General features: G+C 56.3%; 19 protein-coding genes and 1 pseudogene. 2 read left to right on the top strand and 18 right to left on the bottom strand.

What is annotated here, in order from left to right:
- Positions 1-43 precede the first annotated feature (43 nt).
- Positions 44-865: a 4-hydroxy-tetrahydrodipicolinate reductase gene (gene dapB / locus NNN71_RS03725; RefSeq protein ID WP_223803334.1), complete on the bottom strand. Its 822-nt coding sequence runs from the start codon at positions 863-865 to the stop codon at positions 44-46.
- 269 nt (positions 866-1,134) lie between these two features.
- Positions 1,135-1,767, bottom strand: a complete 633-nt coding sequence (locus NNN71_RS03720; protein WP_271457905.1) for an alanyl-tRNA editing protein — start codon at positions 1,765-1,767, stop codon at positions 1,135-1,137.
- Positions 1,768-1,859: 92 nt separating this feature from the next.
- Here NNN71_RS03720 and NNN71_RS03715 point away from each other — a divergent pair, with 92 nt between their 5' ends.
- Complete coding sequence (locus tag NNN71_RS03715) at positions 1,860-2,765, top strand: LysR family transcriptional regulator (protein ID WP_271457904.1); 906 nt, start codon at positions 1,860-1,862, stop codon at positions 2,763-2,765.
- On the opposite strand, the gene rihC is transcribed toward NNN71_RS03715, so the two are convergent.
- The 7 genes and pseudogenes from rihC to NNN71_RS03680 form a co-directional block, all read right to left on the bottom strand.
- A complete protein-coding gene (rihC, locus tag NNN71_RS03710) occupies positions 2,766-3,680 on the bottom strand; it encodes a ribonucleoside hydrolase RihC (protein ID WP_223803337.1) in 915 nt (304 codons plus the stop codon). It abuts the gene before it with no gap.
- A 66-nt stretch (positions 3,681-3,746) separates the two neighbouring features.
- Positions 3,747-4,697, bottom strand: a complete 951-nt coding sequence (gene ispH, locus NNN71_RS03705; protein WP_163448216.1) for a 4-hydroxy-3-methylbut-2-enyl diphosphate reductase — start codon at positions 4,695-4,697, stop codon at positions 3,747-3,749.
- Between the two features lies 1 nt (position 4,698).
- Positions 4,699-5,148 carry an FKBP-type peptidyl-prolyl cis-trans isomerase gene (gene fkpB / locus NNN71_RS03700; protein WP_064547280.1) on the bottom strand — a complete coding sequence of 150 codons (450 nt, stop codon included), beginning with the start codon at positions 5,146-5,148 and terminating at the stop codon, positions 4,699-4,701.
- A 140-nt stretch (positions 5,149-5,288) separates the two neighbouring features.
- Positions 5,289-5,777, bottom strand: coding sequence for a signal peptidase II (gene lspA / locus NNN71_RS03695; RefSeq protein ID WP_163448215.1), 489 nt, complete (start codon positions 5,775-5,777; stop codon positions 5,289-5,291).
- The gene (gene ileS, locus NNN71_RS03690) at positions 5,777-8,626 is read right to left on the bottom strand and encodes an isoleucine--tRNA ligase (RefSeq protein WP_271457903.1); all 2,850 of its coding nucleotides are present in this window, start codon (positions 8,624-8,626) and stop codon (positions 5,777-5,779) included. Before ileS ends, lspA begins: the two co-directional genes overlap by 1 nt.
- Before the next feature lie 37 nt (positions 8,627-8,663).
- Positions 8,664-9,602 carry a bifunctional riboflavin kinase/FAD synthetase gene (gene ribF / locus NNN71_RS03685; RefSeq protein WP_271457902.1) on the bottom strand — a complete coding sequence of 313 codons (939 nt, stop codon included), beginning with the start codon at positions 9,600-9,602 and terminating at the stop codon, positions 8,664-8,666.
- Positions 9,603-9,627: 25 nt separating this feature from the next.
- Positions 9,628-9,807: pseudogene (locus tag NNN71_RS03680) on the bottom strand (DUF2575 domain-containing protein).
- A gap of 123 nt (positions 9,808-9,930) precedes the next feature.
- Here NNN71_RS03680 and rpsT point away from each other — a divergent pair.
- Positions 9,931-10,194, top strand: coding sequence for a 30S ribosomal protein S20 (gene rpsT, locus NNN71_RS03675; RefSeq protein ID WP_003018940.1), 264 nt, complete (start codon positions 9,931-9,933; stop codon positions 10,192-10,194).
- 94 nt (positions 10,195-10,288) lie between these two features.
- On the opposite strand, the gene nhaR is transcribed toward rpsT, so the two are convergent.
- From nhaR to NNN71_RS03630, 9 genes are all read right to left on the bottom strand, one after another.
- Positions 10,289-11,188 (bottom strand): transcriptional activator NhaR, encoded by a 900-nt coding sequence (gene nhaR, locus NNN71_RS03670; protein ID WP_163448213.1) that lies wholly within the window; start codon positions 11,186-11,188, stop codon positions 10,289-10,291.
- A 27-nt stretch (positions 11,189-11,215) separates the two neighbouring features.
- On the bottom strand, positions 11,216-12,385 hold the full coding sequence (gene nhaA, locus NNN71_RS03665; protein ID WP_271457901.1) for a Na+/H+ antiporter NhaA: 1,170 nt from the start codon (positions 12,383-12,385) through the stop codon (positions 11,216-11,218).
- 154 nt (positions 12,386-12,539) lie between these two features.
- Positions 12,540-12,827 (bottom strand): hypothetical protein, encoded by a 288-nt coding sequence (locus NNN71_RS03660; RefSeq protein ID WP_223882118.1) that lies wholly within the window; start codon positions 12,825-12,827, stop codon positions 12,540-12,542.
- A 24-nt stretch (positions 12,828-12,851) separates the two neighbouring features.
- On the bottom strand, positions 12,852-13,685 hold the full coding sequence (locus NNN71_RS03655; RefSeq protein ID WP_223803342.1) for a DsbA family protein: 834 nt from the start codon (positions 13,683-13,685) through the stop codon (positions 12,852-12,854).
- 31 nt (positions 13,686-13,716) lie between these two features.
- Positions 13,717-14,424 carry a pili/flagellar-assembly chaperone gene (locus NNN71_RS03650; protein WP_271457900.1) on the bottom strand — a complete coding sequence of 236 codons (708 nt, stop codon included), beginning with the start codon at positions 14,422-14,424 and terminating at the stop codon, positions 13,717-13,719.
- Entirely contained in the window at positions 14,417-14,941 is a 525-nt protein-coding gene (locus tag NNN71_RS03645; RefSeq protein WP_442910502.1) for a fimbrial protein BcfF, read from the bottom strand. The genes NNN71_RS03650 and NNN71_RS03645 overlap by 8 nt, the downstream gene beginning before the upstream one ends.
- A gap of 9 nt (positions 14,942-14,950) precedes the next feature.
- Complete coding sequence (locus NNN71_RS03640; protein ID WP_167576865.1) at positions 14,951-15,484, bottom strand: fimbrial protein BcfE; 534 nt, start codon at positions 15,482-15,484, stop codon at positions 14,951-14,953.
- On the bottom strand, positions 15,485-16,492 hold the full coding sequence (locus NNN71_RS03635) for a fimbrial protein BcfD (protein ID WP_271457899.1): 1,008 nt from the start codon (positions 16,490-16,492) through the stop codon (positions 15,485-15,487).
- On the bottom strand, positions 16,493-17,832 hold a 1,340-nt coding region (locus NNN71_RS03630; protein WP_271457898.1), incomplete at its 5' end, for a fimbria/pilus outer membrane usher protein.

Genomic DNA, 17,832 nt, shown 5'->3' with positions numbered 1-17,832 from the left:
TAATTACGACTACAATAACCACATCACGATGGGTAATAAATACTTATAGTTCATTCAGATTCAGCACATCACGCATATCAAAAAGACCGTTTTGCTTCGACTTAAGCCACAATGCCGATCTTACCGCTCCGTTAGCAAACGTCATGCGGCTGGAAGCCTTATGCGTTATCTCCACACGCTCGCCAATATCGGCAAACATGGCGGTGTGTTCGCCGACAATGTCGCCCGCGCGTACGGTCGCAAAACCAATCGTGCCCGGCACGCGTTCACCGGTATAACCTTCACGCGAGTAGACCGCGCAGTCCTTCAGATCTTTATCCAGCGCCCCGGCGATCGCCTCGCCCATTGCCAGCGCCGTACCCGACGGTGCATCCACTTTATGGCGGTGGTGCGCTTCAATAATTTCAATATCGGTGTAGTCGCCCATTACCTTCGCGGCTTTCTCCAGCAGCTTGAGCATGACATTAACGCCGACGCTAAAGTTTGCGGCGAAAACGATCGCAATCTCTTGTGACGCCTCGCGAATGGCTTGTTTACCAGCATCGTCAAAGCCGGTAGTACCAATCACCATCCCTTTACCCTGTTGGCGGCAAAATGCCAGATGCGTCAACGTACCTTCCGGACGGGTAAAATCGATGAACACGTCAAAATCATCTTTTACCGCCTCAAGGCTGCTTTGAACGGTCACGCCGGACTTTCCCGCCCCCGCCAGTTCGCCAGCATCGCTGCCCAGCAAGGAAGAGCCTTCACGCTCCAGCGCGGCGCCCAGCTGAACACCTTCCATCGCCATGGCGGCCTGGATTAACTGCCGTCCCATGCGGCCGCCGGCGCCGGCAATGGCGACGCGGATTTGTGCTTCATGCATAGCTATTCTCTTTTGTAAAAATTGCGTAAATCGTTTTCAGAGTAACCAGCGCGCCCGGAGGTCGCTAGCTGAAAACACCCATAATTAGAATTTAATGATAAACAGAGGGGAATATCAGTAAAAGACATGATTCATCCCGCAGGATGAATCATTGCCGCAGCAAAGGAAAGAAGTCAAACTCGCTCAGTAAGCGGTAAGCCGATGGGAAAACGACGGGAAAACCGAACAAAATACAGCCAATCTGCATAGCGACTTTCGCAAGCCCGGTTTTACGACACAAGCGTGTAGTTAACGATCATCTGCCCTTTTTTCATCTTCACCTGGGTAATCGTCACCTGCCCAATGTCGGATAAACGCGCAACATGCGTCCCGCCGCAAGGGTAAGCGGGAAGCTCACCAAACCCGACTTCACGCAAACCGCCGTCGAATGTCACCCGGCGAGGAAGATCCTCCGCCTGCCAGGCGCTGATTTTCGCTAGCAGCGAGGCACAATCCGGCAGCGAACTGCTACCTTTTGCGGAAAACGTAATGCGCCCTTCGCCAGGCCAGTGGTGCGCTTTCACCGGTTGCCATCCGTACTCTGTACCCGCCAGGCCGATAAGATGCCCCGCAGAGTGCAGCCGCGCATGCAGCTGACGCTGTGACGCATCAACCCTCAACTTGACTACGCCAGGCTCAATCGGTGTTGCTACGATATGTAGCACGTCGTCATCACGCGCGGTCACCGTCTCGACGGGGATCTCATCAATCCAGCCGGCATCCGCGGGTTGCCCACCGCCCTGTGGGTGAAAAAGCGTGCCATCCAGCACCACCGCATAGCCTCCTTCCGCTCGCGCCGTACAGCTCATCACCGTGGCTTGGCCTTCAGTATTATCGCAGGTGTAATAAAGACGTTCGGTCATGATTGCTCTCCTCTTGATGGGGAGAGTATATTCACTTTACTGGCAGCGATAATCCTGCGCTGGTTCAATGCATCTTTGCCTGGTACGCACAAATGAATCCTAACCTTCTTCCCGACCTCGCCACCTTTGTGTTGATTATCGACCACGGGAGCTTTTCCGCCGCCGCCAAAGCCTCGGGCGCTACGCCTTCCGCTATTAGCCGCAGCGTTTCACGCCTTGAGAAGGCGCTGGGGAGCAAACTGCTACATCGTACGACGCGCAAGCTGGCGCTCAGCGAAACGGGCAAAATGGTGTATGCACACGCGCAGGAAATGCTGCATGCGGCACAAATGGCCGTCGACTCAGGCAGCAGCCGACAAACTATTGCGCAAGGCCAGCTGACCCTCAGCGTGCCGAAAGCGGTGGGGCGATTTGTCATTCATCCTCTGATGGCCGAATTCTTTACGCGCTATCCACAAGTGGACGTCCGCCTCAGGCTGGAAGACCGCTATATGGATTTAATCGACGACGGCGTCGACCTTGCGCTGCGCATCAGTCAGTCTCCCTCCCCTGGCTTGTACGGGAAACCGCTGATGCCGGTTAGCCATGTGATATGCGGTACCCCCGCGTACCTACGCGAGCACGGTACGCCAGAACACCCGCAGGCACTGCGCGACCATAGCTGTATCAGCCTTGGCGAGACCCCTGCGGATTCGCGCTGGAAGTTTCGCCGCGGTGAACGCGTGGAGACCATTCAAACTCATGGCCGTTACGCCGCCAACCACACTGGCGTACGTCTGGATGCGGTAAAAAATGACCTGGGAATCGGCAGCCTGCCGCTCTTTACCGCCCGCGAAGCACTTGCGAGCGGAGAGATCGTCCAGGTCCTGCCAGAATGGGAATTTATTAGCGACTACAGCGGCGAGCTGTGGCTGCTGTGGACGCGCAATCAACATATACCCGCCAGAATGCGGGCGATGATTGACTATCTCAGCGAGAAGATACCGCTACACACCTGATTACGGCGCACGGGCGAATACCTCAGCCACCCACTGACGAAAACCCTCCACATCAAGATCCAGCGCCACCTGCGCGTTGGCGGGCTGCCCCAGACGCCCTTCAATATCCACCACCGTGGTGCCAGCGGTGTATTGCCCCTGGGTTTCCACCGCCACAAAGCAGCTGTGCAGCGTAAACAGGTCCGGACGGACCAGCCAGGCAATGGCGCAGAGGTCGTGCATGCGCAGGCCGCTCTGCATACTGCCGCTACGATAGTGGCTGAACAACGCGTGAAGCATGCTGCCGGTCTTATTGAGCGCGGGAAGCGTAGACAGATACTCCGGCGTCAACACGGCCTGATTGGTGACATCCAGCCCACACATCACAATCTCCAGACCGCTGCGGAACACCAGCGCCGCGGCTTCCGGGTCGATAGCGATATTGAACTCGGCGTTCGGCGTAAAGTTACCGCGTCCGGCGGAGCCGCCCATGATCACCAAGCGACGGATATTAAAACGACACTCCGGATACTGAGTCAGCAGCAGTGCAATATTGGTGAGTGGCCCGATAGCCACCAGCGTAATCGGCTGCGGCGCATGCATCAGCGCATCACGGATCGCCTGGAACGCCGGTTTGGCCAGCGGCTGACGGTTGTGCTCAACAAAGTCGTAGCCTTCCATGCCCGACTCGCCGTGAACCGAGGCGGCGTCACGTAGCGGACGCACCAGCGGCGCGGCGGCCCCTTGTGCAAGTGGAACATCGGCGTCCCAGAAATGCAGGAGCTGTAAGCCGTTACGGGTGGTTTTTTCGACCGAAACGTTGCCGGCAACGGTGGTCATCAGTTGAAGATCCAGCTCCGGGGCAAACAGCGCAGCGGCAATCGCCGCCGCATCATCAATACCGGGATCGGTATCCAGAAAAATAGGTAGACGCATGATTTCTCCCTAAAAAAATGCCAGACGTTAAGCCTGGCATTTTTTCACATTCGCGGGAGAAATAATTTATTCGACTTCACGAACATCCACTCGCAGCTCGCGCGGAACTTCGAAAACAATATTCTCTTCGCGGCCTTCAAGGGTGATGGCTTCGCCCCCGCCCAGCGATTGCAGGCGGGCAATCACGTTCTGCACCAGAATATCCGGCGCGGAAGCTCCGGCTGTCACGCCGACACAGGCGGCGTCTTTCACCCAGGCTTCCTGGATGTCCGCCGCATCGTCAATCAGATAGGCCGCTTTGCCCATCCGCTGCGCCAGTTCGGCCAGACGGTTGGAGTTGGACGAGTTTTTCGAGCCGACCACCAGCACCACGTCGGCCTGCTGGGCGAGCGATCGCACGGCTTCCTGGCGGTTCGTGGTGGCGTAGCAGATATCGTCTTTGCGCGGACCAACGATTTTCGGGAAGCGCTGGCGTAAGGCATCAATGACGTCTGAGGTATCGTCCACCGAGAGCGTGGTCTGGGTCATAAACGACAGCTTGCTTTCGTCTTTCACCGCCAGCTTCAGCACATCTTCCGGCGACTCAACGAGGTACATGCCCCCTTTCGGGTTGCTGTACTGACCCATCGTACCTTCCACTTCCGGGTGACCAGCATGGCCAATCAGAATGGATTCTTCACCACGACGGCTGGCGCGCGCCACTTCCATATGCACTTTCGTGACTAACGGACAGGTCGCGTCGAACACCGTGAGCTCGCGGCTTTTAGCCTCGTTACGGACGGCCTGAGAGACCCCGTGCGCGGAGAAGATCAGGATAGCGCCGTCCGGCACTTCACTAATCTGCTCGATAAAAATCGCGCCGCGTTCACGCAGACTGTCCACCACGTAGCGGTTGTGCACCACTTCGTGACGAACGTAAATTGGCGCGCCATAAATGGCAAGCGCATTTTCAACAATGCTGATAGCGCGGTCAACGCCTGCACAAAAGCCGCGTGGGTTGGCCAACAGGATCTGCATGTTACGCCTCCAGTACCGGATCGACTTCCAGTACTTCAATATCAAAATGAACGGTATGACCCGCCAGCGGATGGTTAAAATCAACCGTGATGGAATCACCGTTGATTTCGCGGATCACGCCCGGCATTTCGCTGCCATCCATCGCGGTGAACAGCATGATCGCCCCGATTTCCGGCTCGCCCGCATCCATAAATTCGCGGCGGGAGAAATACTGGATCAGGTCGGGCGTCGAGATACCGAACGCCGCATCCGGCTCCAGAGAGAAGGATTTTTTGTCCCCGGCCTTCAGGCCGAGAAGATGCTGCTCCAGCCCTTCAGACAGGGAGGCATCGCCCAGACGAAACAGCGCCGGTTTGCCGTTGTTACGGGTTGACTCAGCGGTAGAGCCATCGTCCAGTTTCAGCGTGAAGTGCACCAGCACCGCGCTATTGCTTTGAATCGAGTTAGACATGCAGGTACAGCCTTCTATCTTACGACATTGAAATGACGATTATTGTTATGTGTTCGGCGTAGCGATTGCAGATGGCGCGACGCTTTCCGGGCCTACAATGGATCGTAGGCCGGATAAGCGCAGCGCCATCCGGCATTATCTTACGCCTGCTTTTTCGGCAGGAAGCCTTCCAGCACAATCAACGCCGCGCCGATACAAATTGCCGTATCGGCCAGGTTGAAGGTGGCAAAGTGCCAGTCGCCGACGTAGAAATCGATCATGTCGACGACAAAGCCGTGCCACAGACGGTCGAACAGGTTACCCAGCGCGCCGCCAATAATCAGCGCATAGGCGATGTTATTCAGCTTCTGCGTAGCTTTGGAACGGTACATCAGCACCGCCAGCGCCACGCAGATACCGATAGCGATACCCGCGAAGAACCAGCGCTGCCAACCGCCGCTGTCAGCCAGGAAGCTGAACGCGGCGCCGTAGTTACGCGCATAATGGAGATTAAGCGACGGGAACAGCGACACCGTATCCCCCAGAGCAAAGTTCTGGAGGATCAGGTATTTACTGCCCAGATCGATAATCAGCACGGCGACGACCAGCCACAGCCAGCGCAGCCCTGTTGCACAAATCGATTTACTCATCAGGCAAACTTACGTTTTTCGCCGTCACCGGCCACGTTGCTCACACAGCGTCCGCAGATATCTGCGTGCTCCGCCACCTTGCCGATATCCTGAGTATAGTGCCAGCAGCGCGGGCACTTCTCACCTTCGGCTTTATTCAGCGCGACTTTCAGACCTTTCAGCAGTTCACTCTGCTGAGCGTCAGCGGTCGCCGCTGCATAATCGGCAACGGTCGCCCCGGAGGTCAACAGGACAAATCGTAATTCGTCACCCAGCGCCGTCAGTTTGGCCGCCAGCTCCGCATCCGCGTACAGGGTCACTGCCGCTTCGAGGGAACCACCAACTTTCTTGTCAGCACGCGCCTGTTCGATAACCTTGTTCACTTCGCCACGAACTTTCAGCAGCTCTTCCCAGAAGTCGTCGTTCATCTCTTCGGCATTGTCCAGACCGAACAGCCCTTCGTACCATTCGCCGGTGAAGACATACTTCTCACGGTCGCCCGGCAGGTAGCCCCAGATTTCATCGGCGGTGAAGGACATGATTGGCGCCATCCAGCGAACCAGTGCTTCTGCGATATGGTACAGCGCAGTCTGGCAGCTACGACGCGCCACGCTGTCGGCTTTCGCGGTGTACTGGCGGTCCTTGATGATGTCGAGGTAGAACGAGCCCATTTCAACGGAGCAGAAGCGCATCAGACGCTGTACCACTTCGTGGAAATCGTAGGAAGCGTACGCTTTCACGATATCTTCCTGAGCGGCCTGCGCACAGGCGACGGCCCAACGATCCAGCACGACCATCTCTTCAGGTTTCACCATATCTTTCTTCGGATCGAACCCGTTGAGGTTCGCCAGCAGGAAGCGCGCGGTGTTACGGATACGACGATAGCTGTCGGCAGCACGTTTCAGGATTTCGTCAGACACCGCCATTTCGCCGGTGTAGTCGGTGGATGCCACCCACAGACGCAGGATATCCGCGCCCAGTTTGTTCATCACGTCCTGCGGAGAAACGGTGTTACCGATAGATTTGGACATCTTACGGCCCTGACCATCGACGGTGAAGCCGTGGGTCAGTACCTGACGGTATGGCGCTTTGCCTTTCATGGCGACGCTGATCATCAGCGAGGACATGAACCAGCCGCGGTGCTGGTCGGAACCTTCCAGGTACATATCCGCTGCGTGACCGCCGAATTCCGGACGGGCGTCAACAACGGAGTAGCTGGTTGAACCGGAGTCGAACCATACGTCCAGCGTATCCGGCACTTTGACGTAGTTGTCTGCGTCGTCGCCGAGGATTTCACGCGGGTCGAGATCCCACCACGCCTGAATGCCATCTTTCTCAACGTATTTGGCCACCGCTTCCATCAATTCGGTAGTGCGCGGATGCAGCTCTTCGGTGTCTTTATGCACGAACAGCGCCATCGGCACGCCCCAGGTACGCTGACGGGAGATACACCAGTCAGGACGGTTAGCCACCATGGATTCGATACGCGCTTTACCCCATGCTGGGATCCAGCCGCTCAGATCTTCTTTCGCCAGGCCTTCCTGTTCAATGCGGTCGATCTCTTTGAGAGACTGAATGCGCAGGCCTTTCTGGTCCATGCTGACGAACCACTGCGGGGTCGCACGGAAGATGATCGGCGACTTATGACGCCAGCAGCACGGATAGCTGTGCTGCATTTTTTCGACGTGCAGCAGCGCGCCTTTCTCCGTCAGCAGCGCAACGATTTTGTCGTTGGCTTTAAAGACGTTCACACCGTCCAGCTCCGGATAGGTACCCGCCAGGTATGCGCCGTCCGGGCCAACCGGGTTCGCGATTTCCAGGCCGTATTTCTGGCTGATCACGTAGTCGTCCGGGCCGTGGCCACCGGCGGTATGCACCGCGCCGGTACCCGCATCCAGAGTGACGTGATCGCCGAGGATAGCCGGCACATCGAAGCCCATGAACGGGTGGGTAAAGCGCAGCAGCTCCAGCTCAGCGCCTTTGACGGTACCGAGGATGGTGTAGTCAGCGGCGCCCATGCGTTTCATCACGCTTTCGACCAGATCGCTCGCCAGAATCACCGCCTGACCGTCGATCTGCACCAGCGCATAATCGAAGTCCGGCGCCAGGGAAATGGCGCGGTTAGCTGGCAGAGTCCACGGCGTGGTGGTCCAGATAACCAGCGAGATAGGCCCAGTCACGTTGGACGCGCCAAATTTCGCTTTTACCGCGTCCTGATCGGCGGCGTGGAACGCGACGTCGATAGACGGGGAGGTTTTGTCGTAATACTCAACTTCCGCTTCCGCCAGCGCAGAACGGCAGTCAACGCACCAGTGCACCGGCTTCGCGCCTTTGTGCAGGTGGCCGTTAGCGACAATTTTACCCAGCGCGCGAATGATGTTGGCTTCGGTTTTGAAGTCCATGGTCAGGTACGGCTTCTGCCAGTCACCCAGCACGCCCAGACGGATAAAGTCGGTACGCTGGCCGTCAACCTGAGTGGCGGCATATTCGCGGCACTTGGCGCGGAATTCTGCCGCAGTGAATTTCTCACCTGGCTTACCGTATTCCTGCTCTACCTTCAGTTCGATCGGCAGGCCATGGCAGTCCCAACCCGGGACGTACGGCGAGTCGTAACCGGAAAGTCCTTTGGACTTCACGATAATGTCTTTCAGAATCTTGTTAACCGAGTGACCAATATGAATGCTGCCATTCGCATATGGAGGGCCATCATGCAGAATGAAGGTTTTTTTGCCTTTTTTGGCTGCACGAATGATGCCGTACAGGTCATCATCGGTCCAACGCGCCAGCATCCCCGGTTCACGCTTGGCGAGATCGCCGCGCATCGGGAACCCTGTTTCCGGCAAATTCAGGGTAGATTTATAGTCACTCATCAGATTATCGATTCCGTATTTAAAACGTGTTCAGGCATTAAGCCGGTGTTGATAGCCCAAAATGCTCCCGGGCCGTTAGCACATCGCGTGCGATTTGAGCCTTAAGCTCATCAAGCGACGCGAATCGCTGCTCGTTGCGTATCTTTTTACGCAGTATCACATCTATATGGCGACCGTACAGGTCCATTGCAACGTCCAGCAAATGAACCTCCAGCTGCTGGCGCATGCCCGCAACCGTTGGACGCGTGCCAATGTTAGCCACGCCCGGCAGCGGCTTGTCGCCCAGCCCTGCCACTTCCACCGCATAAACCCCTTTAACAGGGGAAACCTGACGACGCAGCGGTAAATTCGCCGTCGGGAAACCGATTGTGCGGCCCAGTTCATCGCCGTGCACCACACGCCCGGAGATAATAAAAGGATGACCCAGCAGACGTTCCGCCTGCTCGAGATTATCGTCGGCCAATGCCTGGCGCACCGCGGTGCTGCTAATGCGTACTCCGCCATGGCAGAAGGTTTGCGTGCTGGTGATGTCGAAACCGAAGTCCGCGCCCGCCTTCTGTAATAACAAGAAATCCCCCTGACGACCAGCGCCAAAGCGGAAATCATCCCCCACGGCAAGGAAATGCACGCCCAGACGCTTCACCAGCAGCTCACTGATAAAGTCCTGCGCGGTCAGCGCCGCAAAGCGGCGATCAAAACGCAGGCACAGGACGTAGTCCACTCCACTCTCGGCCAGATAGCGCAGCTTTTCGCGCAGGCGCGTCAAGCGCGCAGGGGCCTTGTCAGCCGCGAAGAGCTCCAGCGGCTGCGGTTCAAAAATCATCACCACCACAGGCAAACCGCGCGCTCTGCCCTCGGCACGTAAGCCTTGCAGTAACGCCTGATGCCCACGATGCACACCGTCGAAATTACCAATGGTCAGAACGCACCCATGTGGGGCCTGACTGAGATTATGTATGCCGCGTATCAGCTTCATGTCTGGCTCAAAAGAGTGAAAATCGTCAGAGTATACCTTGTACAGCAGTCAAGGTTAACCGGCGATTACACCTCGTAACGGAAAGAGGGAATGATTTCATCAGCATCCGTTAAAAAGGCAAGAAAATATAGTCGAGACGCGTGATTTTTGTGCCGGAAAGACTGTATTCATCGGCGACAAGCTGGTAGAATCCTGCGCCATCAATACGTAATGCAGCGTTGTCAAATTAACGGCGCTTATTTGCACAAATCCATTGACAAAAGAAGGCTAAACGGGCATATTCCTCGGCCTTTGAATTGTCCATATAGAACACATTTGGGAGTTGGCCTTGGCTAATATCAAATCAGCTAAGAAGCGCGCCGTTCAGTCTGAAAAGGCTCGCAAACACAACGCTAGCCGTCGCTCTATGATGCGTACTTTCATCAAGAAAGTATACGCAGCTATCGAAGCTGGCGACAAAGCTACTGCACTGAAAGCATTTAACGAAATGCAACCGATCGTGGACCGTCAGGCTGCTAAAGGTCTGATCCACAAAAACAAAGCTGCACGTCATAAAGCAAACCTGACTGCACAGATCAACAAACTGGCTTAATCGCCCGCTTGTTATCAGCTTTGTAGAAAAACCCGCGTAAAGCGGGTTTTTTTATGCCTGCGATTGACGTCGCCCGGCATGCCGGGCGACAAGATTACTTCGACGGTTCGGCAAACAGCGCCGAATAGTCGCTATGGCAGATGCGCTGTACCGATGGATGCTGAATCATGCGTTCGGCAAAAATTGCGTGATACTCTTCCATCACGTTATCCATACGGCCAATTTCCACAATGCTGTCGTCGGCATAAAAGTCGTGGGCATAGAGCGTCGGCGCGACAAATATGGCGTTATGCGCCGCGCCAAAGGCCTTCATCAGCGCCGCATCGTCAAACTCACCGAGTATCTCGACCTTCAGCCCCTGCACGTTAAACCAGTTCAGCAGCTTACGTCCGAGCATGGAGCGGCGGCCCGGAATCAGCAAACGCCGCTCTTCCAGACAGGCCGGGAAAGGTTTCTCCGGCGGCGGATTGGTGCACCAGAAGCTCACGCTGCACTCACCGATTTTGACCGAGAACAGCCCTTCCTGCTGCGTGGAGTCGATCGGGCAGTCAGAGATAATCATATCCAGCTTGTGCTGACTGAGCTGCTCAAGCAACATTTCATGCGTCGACTCAAAACAGCGCAGATGAATTTGCTCACCTTCCACCACCGCGGCATCCAGTACGCCACTGACCAACCGTTTCGACAGCGCATCGGCTACGCCGACGTCGAACAACAGGTTCGATTCCTTACGGTAGTTCACGATATCCAGCATCTCCTGGCTTAAGGTGAACATTTTGTCCGCGTAGCGGAAGACCAGTTCCCCGAGCTCCGTCGGCTCAATGCCGCGCCCTTTACGCTTAAACAGCTTGCCCTGCAGGCGCTCTTCCAGTGCCTTAATCTGTCCGGTAATGGTCTGCGGCGTGAGGTACAGCGCCTCCGCCGCGCCCACGACAGAACCTTCCTTGTAGACATGCCAGAAGTAGTAAAGATGGTTATAGTTAATATGCGACATGCCCTGTGCTCCCCTCTCCTTTCATTCTCATTTCGCTACCGGCTTTAAGCGTGCACGTAGCAAGCTGTATCCCACCACCGCTGACAGGACGGAGCCGATCAGAATGCCAAGCTTCGCCCAGTTAATCAGCGACGGATCGACGCTGCCAAAGGCCAGGCTGGCGATAAAAATAGACATCGTAAAACCAATCCCGCACAGCAGACCCACGGCCATAATCTGCGCAAAGCTGGTGCCTTCCGGCAGCTTTGCCAGCTTCAGCTTCAGCGCCAGCCAGCAGAACACGCTAATGCCCAGCGGTTTGCCAATAAACAGACCGGCGATAATGCCCAGCGGCAGCAGCGAAGTCAGCCCGTCCAGCGTCACGCCTTGCAGCGAGACGCCCGCATTCGCAAAGGCAAATAGCGGCAGGATCATAAAGGCCACCCACGGATGTAAAACGTGCTCAAGCTGTTTCGCTGGCGACTTGCCGTCCTGCTCGCGCAGCGGAATAAAGAAGCCCACGATCACGCCCGCCAGCGTGGCATGCACACCCGACTTCAGCACCGCGGTCCACAAAATGACGCCGACCAAAATATAAATACCGGTGCGCCGTACGCCGCTCAGATTCAGGACGGCCAGCGCCGCAATAGCAACGGCCGCGACGGCAAGTGACAGCAGCGATAAATCGCTGGTGTAGAACAGCGCAATAATCACAATAGCGCCCAGGTCGTCGATAATTGCCAGCGCCATCAGGAAGATCTTGAGCGATGCCGGAACCCGGCTGCCGAGCAGCGCCAGCACACCAAGTGCAAAAGCGATATCCGTTGCCGCCGGAATCGCCCAGCCGCTGCTGGCCACCGGATCCTGCGCGTTAAACGCCAGATAGACCAGCGCGGGCACAACCATACCGCCCAGCGCGGCCACGACAGGGAAAACCGCCTGACGACGCGTCGCTAACGATCCCTGCATCATCTCGCGTTTAACCTCGAGGCCAATCAACAGGAAAAACACCGCCATCAGGGCATCGTTAATCCACAGCAGCATGTTTTTGTTGATCTCAAGGGCGCCGACGCGAACCTGCACCGGGGTATCTAAAAAAGCCCGATACAGGCCGCTGGTGAATCCCATGTTCGCCATCAGCATCGCCAGTACGGCAGCAATAATGAGGATAATGCCCCCAGAGGCATCGTTGCTAAAGAAACGCTGAAGATGCTTCACTTTTACTCTCTCTGTTCCGTCAATAACTCGTTTAAACCATTCTAAACCCCTTAACTGCTCGAAAAAATAAGATTATTATTGCTCAACAATTCGTTTTTAACGAAATATAATCAAAAGAAAACCGGACATACCGAAGTATTCAGCGTTGCAAAAGTTAATCATAGACAATGCGCAACAGCGTCAGTTGCTTGTCTTCATCGAGATAATGGGTTTCGACCGATGCGTACGGCTGCGCGATCGGCGTGGTCAGATTCTCCACAATGACGTGACGCTCAACGCTATCGTGACGATGACAAAGAATCTCAAGCGCATCCGTCTCATTCCAGCAGCCCATTTCCACCACGCTGCCGGAAAAGACAATATTGCCAATTGCGGCCGCGCCTGTGGTACATGCCCACGGCAATAGCAAAATAAGCACCGTGCCGCCTACCCGATTTCTCATTCCGTGAACCTCGCCATCAGCGCATTACCCTTTTGCTTTCAGGATCGCCATCTGTAATGCATCCTGCGATGTGCTGCCGGGAACGACAGAGATCCGTTTGCTATCGGCATTGGCCGCCTGCGGCATCACCACAAAGGCTGGCGTGCCGGTGAAGTCCATATGCTGCGCCAGCGCCTGATTGAGCATCAACGCATCATGAATACGGCCGCTGCTTTGCGCGCTATTCACCGCCGCAATTTGCGCGTCATTCAGATAGTGATGCGCCAGAGAATAAATATCCTTGTCCGTCAGCGCGCCTTCCACTTTACCCGTCGCGTACAGAGCATTGTGCCAGTCGAGATACTTCGCGCCGCCGTGGGTCAGCCAGACCTGCTCGCCGACGCGCGCCGCCAGTCCGGATGCCGGCCAGCGAGAGGCAAAAATCGGAAACTCTTTAAAAATAAAGCGCGTATCGGGGTTCGCTTTGACCAGATTTTCGACTTCCGGCGCCATTTTGCTGCACCACGAGCACTGGTAATCGAAGAACATGACCACGGCGGCTTTCGCATCGGCAGGGCCGACGGAAGGGCTGCTATCGCTCAGCAAATCGGCACGATACTGCGACGCCAGCTGCACGTAAGCCTGCTGCTGGGCAATTTGCTGGCGCTGATGCAGGGTTTCGCTAGCCGCCACTAAAAACTCGGGATGATTCGCCAGATACGTCGCAACCGCCTGCCCGACTTTGTCAGGATGGCTGGCAATATAGGCTTCGGCCTCTGGGCCAATCTGCGCGTTATCGGTCGCCATCGCGGGAAGCGAGATGGCGCTGAACAATGCCAGCGCCGCCCATGAACGGCGTGCTAAAACAGGATGTAACATACGAGAGTCCTCATTCTCTAAAGGGGAAAAATTAGCGATTTTCAACGGCGTTAAAGACCACCGGCGGCATCACCCGGCCATCATCATTAATGCTTTGCCAACGAATCGCGCAGCGCGCCGCCTTCTGGCATCCGCGCAGACGCCGGGTGGAAAAAGGGGCGACGACGCCCGCTCCATCCCTCGCGCTACCGTCAATGTTCAGTAAAAAAAGGGTGATGTAATAAGGCGTTGGGTTATGCACCGAAAGGCCGTCCGGGGCCAGGCTCCAGCGCAGTTGCCGGTACGCCTGCTGCGGGTCGCCGCTCAGCCCGGAGGGGCGATAAAGCAGTTTCATGGCCGAACGAAAAGCCATCTGCACGCTGTTGGCACTCGGTTTCCCGGAAGGGATCGCGGCAATACTGAGCGTAAAAAGGCTCTCTCTGTCGTTCGGCAACGAGCCGCCGCTGTATACCAGACGCAGCGTATTCTCCTGGCCTGCGGCAAGCAGGAAGAGCGGCGGCGTGACGATAAACGGCGGTGAAGCGACAGGGGTCGGGTCGGCGCCAGGCCAACGTACGGCAGACTGAATATGGTTATTGATCAGCCAGCTTGTGGCAGAGGTATTGCGCAGCGGTACGCTGAGCGATGAGGCGCCAGCCGGATAAATAAACCGCGTGCCGCCAATCACCACGCCAGCCCGTGCCGGAGAGAGCGACAGCAATAACCCGATTGTCGCCAGGCGAAGAATCAACTTATTCATAGGTCAGCTTAAACGTCGCCGAAGCGTTTGCCGTGCCGGATGCGACCGTGCCGCCATCCGCCACATAACGCGCATAAAACTGTAAATGTACGGACGCCTGCCCGCCGTTCAGCGGCATCGTCGCACTGTCAGCGCCCAGCGGGATGGCATTTTTGTTTGTGTCATACAGCGCGATCCCCACGCCGGTGGCATTGCCCTCTTCGGGCGTCAGCGCCAACAGATTGTGATTGCTCTCATCCTCACTGCCGCTAAAGCTCACCGAAACACCGCTGGCGGTTGAACCACAGTTCAACAGATCGATAGCAAACGACTGCCAGGCGGCCCCCTCGCCAGGATGCAAAAACTGGCGGTTAGAGACGTCGCCCATCGCCACGGTCATATTCTGTGAATCTGGCGAAAGCGTGCAGGTGTTATTGGTGATAGTGCCAGTGACGTAGACACGTCCATCGTGGGCCAGCGTCGCGAACGCCGCCAGACTCAACGCAATGCCGCAAGCGGCGCAAAGATGAATTTTCACTGCCGCCCCTTATTCATACTGAAGATCGAAATACATCACCGCCGTCGCATTACCTGAGGTCACGACGGGCTGAGTGGATTTGTAGCGGATGTAAAACGAGAGCGTGTTTCGCCCCGCTTTAAGCGGATAAACCGCCGAGTCGCTGTTGTTGATGCTGACGTCATTCTGGTTTTCATCGAGGATTTCAACGCCCACGCCGCTGGCCAGCATATTTTCGTTGCCCATTCCGGTGTCGGTCAGCGCCAGCAGCGACGGATTGTCACTGTCGGCCTGGCCGGTAAACCAGATTCTGGTACCGCTGATCTCTCGTGAGCAGTTTTTCAGGTTAATGTTGAAAGGCTTAAACTTTGTCGTCGTTCCGGCGGACGGAAAGTCGTCCACCGAAAATTGCCCGAGATCGATACTCTGGCTCAGGCTGGAGATATCAACATCGCAGGTTTGCGCCACGATAGTGCCGGTAAATTCGAGGTTGTAGCCCGAATCATCAGCCCGGCATAAAGGCGCCAGCGCCAGCGCAGCAAAGAGATACAGGCGTTTGTCCATTTAATCGAAATCCACCCGTAGGTTAGCCAGCGCCGTGAAGGCCCCTTCCGCCGGCACGTTTCCGGTTGTACTCACCGGATAAGCTTGCAGAGCGATATTCGCCCGTCCGCTGTCATCCGTGACAAAAGGGTCGCGACTGCTGGCGTCATCAGGCGTGAGCACATTGCCGTCGCGGGTTTCCACCACCACGCCGACATCGGGGTTGCTTGAGGCGATCGCCTGGGGAAAATGGCTGTCGGCGGTCGCCATCACGCGCATGCTCATGTTGACCGTCGAATCCACGCCGTTGCACTTAACCGGGACGTTAAAGCTGCGCGTCCTCACGCCCGGCGGTTTCTCTCCCGTATGCGTAAAATTGCCGCTATACAGCGAACCAAAGTCGACAACAATGGTTTGTCCGGCATTGATTTCGCAGCTTTGCGGCACGGTGATGCTGCCGCTGTAGACAATGTTGTAAACCACGTCAGTAAGAGGATCGCTGTTGTTGGTTGTTACGTAGACGCTGAACATCGTCTTGGGTGAGATGACGACGGATCCCACGAAAGGCTTCACAACCTTCAACTGGAAAATAAGGTTGGAATCGCGAATATAGAATGGCGTGCCGGTGTTGACGTTACCGTCAGTCCCCATCATGTAATAGTTAACAGGCGGGTAGAAATTACCCACCGCCGAATCCTGAATCTGCATGGCGCCTTCCAGATAATCCGGGTCGAGCTTTAAGTATTGCCAGCGCCCGTCGGTTTCCACGACGGGATAAGGCGAGACATAGGAACGATAGGTGTGATTATAGGGAGCCGATCCCGCGGGACATACCGCCTGCACGTTAACTTCCTGGCTTCTCGCCAGCTGCACGGTCTTGCCCGCCTGGTTCTGCGCGGCAGTCAGCGTTGTCGTCAGGTCGTAATCCACGCTGGAAGGCGAGCCGTTCACGTTTTTACAGACGTCGGCCAACGCATGCTGCGCCAGCAGCACACCGGCCAGCAGGAGTAATAACACGCGTACTTTCATTTAGTTACATTCCACGGTTTGTCGGACCAGCGCCTGTGAGGCCGCTGGCAGTTGGTAATGCGCTTCACAGCGCTGATTCGCCTGTTTCCCCCACTGAAGCTGCAGCGCGCCCTGATTCGCCAGCCCGGGCAGATACACCTCGCCATCGTCGCCGACAATGGCGTCAATGCCCTCGGTCGTTGCCGTCGCGCCAAACGGCACAGCCTTGCCGTGATAGCGCACGGTCAGCAACGCGCGCTGCCCTACCCGCGCTTGAAAGCGAGCCACCGCTAACGCGCCTTCGGTAGGCACGACATTGGTCACCGAATCATCGATATCGACATCATTCGCCAGAGTGTTCACGTCGAGCGCCATCCGGTTTTGTCGATAGGTCGTGGCATAAGGAACCACGGCATAGCCATGACCGTCGGTATGAATACCGGACTCCTCTTCAATACCGACATCCGCCGCGCCCGGCACTGCCACCAGGATATTGGTGCTTCCCAGCGGCTGGCTGAGGGTCACGCCGTGAGAATGCACCACCAGCCCGCCGTTCAGGCCGTAGTTCACCTGCTGGTAGTTGCCGTTATCATTCATGTTGTAACCCACGCTCGCGTCGCCGCGGCTGCCGTCATACTCCATGCTGGCCGCACCGCTCTCGCCGCCACCGTGATTTTGCATGCCCTGTTGAACGCTATAACTGAGGTTGTTTTCATCCAGCAACGTACCGTTAATCCCCATGTTTTCCGTCACGTTATGCTGTTTGTCGCTGCTGGCGCTAAAGGTGGCGTAGGCGTTATGCGGCGAGCGCGTGAGATCATCGCCATGGCTCAGCCACTGCGTCAGCGGCAAGGACATGTTCAGCGACAGAATCTGATCGCTCTCCGCCTCCCCAGGCGATTGGCTGTCGTTGTACGATACGCTCCATGAGATGCCACCGACGGTATCGCTATACCCCACCTGCAGCAGCGAGTTAGTTTCATCGGTATGCCAGTAGCTTTGCTTGCTCGCGGTAATGAAAAAGGAACCGTAGCGGCCTAGCTGCTGGGAGATATTCAGCTGCACCTTGCCGCGTTTGGTGTAGTAAAGGTTGTAGTAATCAGACCCGTTGGTTGTATCGCCATCGTCTTCCCGATTGCCGTCATAACCCGACATCCTTTTCCACGTCGTTTCATCCAGCGTATAAAACGAGGAGGTCGAGTAGCGGTATCCCAGCAGTTGCAGGTTGGTACCAAGCGGATTGAGTGATTTCGCGTACAGCACGCGCAGCGATTGCCCCTGATGCTCACTGTCATCAGCCAGGGTGCTGTAGGCCTGAGTCATATCCAGCGAAATGGCCCCCCAGTTTTCCATGTTTTTCT

Source organism: Kluyvera sp. Awk 3 (assembly GCF_028069715.1).
Taxonomy (GTDB): Bacteria; Pseudomonadota; Gammaproteobacteria; order Enterobacterales; family Enterobacteriaceae; genus Kluyvera; species Kluyvera georgiana_A.
The sequence above is the reverse complement of the archived record's forward strand: the minus strand, read 5'-3'. Positions and strand labels throughout refer to the sequence as shown.

Excerpts from the sequence above, each read along its gene's own strand:
- dapB (WP_223803334.1), bottom strand. The coding sequence starts at position 865 with ATGCATGAAGCACAAATCCGCGTCGCCATTGCCGGCGCCGGCGGCCGC.
- NNN71_RS03720 (WP_271457905.1), bottom strand. The coding sequence starts at position 1,767 with ATGACCGAACGTCTTTATTACACCTGCGATAATACTGAAGGCCAAGCC.
- NNN71_RS03715 (WP_271457904.1), top strand. The coding sequence starts at position 1,860 with ATGAATCCTAACCTTCTTCCCGACCTCGCCACCTTTGTGTTGATTATC.
- rihC (WP_223803337.1), bottom strand. The coding sequence starts at position 3,680 with ATGCGTCTACCTATTTTTCTGGATACCGATCCCGGTATTGATGATGCG.
- ispH (WP_163448216.1), bottom strand. The coding sequence starts at position 4,697 with ATGCAGATCCTGTTGGCCAACCCACGCGGCTTTTGTGCAGGCGTTGAC.
- fkpB (WP_064547280.1), bottom strand. The coding sequence starts at position 5,148 with ATGTCTAACTCGATTCAAAGCAATAGCGCGGTGCTGGTGCACTTCACG.
- lspA (WP_163448215.1), bottom strand. The coding sequence starts at position 5,777 with ATGAGTAAATCGATTTGTGCAACAGGGCTGCGCTGGCTGTGGCTGGTC.
- ileS (WP_271457903.1), bottom strand. The coding sequence starts at position 8,626 with ATGAGTGACTATAAATCTACCCTGAATTTGCCGGAAACAGGGTTCCCG.
- ribF (WP_271457902.1), bottom strand. The coding sequence starts at position 9,602 with ATGAAGCTGATACGCGGCATACATAATCTCAGTCAGGCCCCACATGGG.
- nhaR (WP_163448213.1), bottom strand. The coding sequence starts at position 11,188 with ATGTCGCATATTAACTATAACCATCTTTACTACTTCTGGCATGTCTAC.
- NNN71_RS03660 (WP_223882118.1), bottom strand. The coding sequence starts at position 12,827 with ATGAGAAATCGGGTAGGCGGCACGGTGCTTATTTTGCTATTGCCGTGG.
- NNN71_RS03655 (WP_223803342.1), bottom strand. The coding sequence starts at position 13,685 with ATGTTACATCCTGTTTTAGCACGCCGTTCATGGGCGGCGCTGGCATTG.
- NNN71_RS03650 (WP_271457900.1), bottom strand. The coding sequence starts at position 14,424 with ATGAATAAGTTGATTCTTCGCCTGGCGACAATCGGGTTATTGCTGTCG.
- NNN71_RS03640 (WP_167576865.1), bottom strand. The coding sequence starts at position 15,484 with ATGGACAAACGCCTGTATCTCTTTGCTGCGCTGGCGCTGGCGCCTTTA.
- NNN71_RS03635 (WP_271457899.1), bottom strand. The coding sequence starts at position 16,492 with ATGAAAGTACGCGTGTTATTACTCCTGCTGGCCGGTGTGCTGCTGGCG.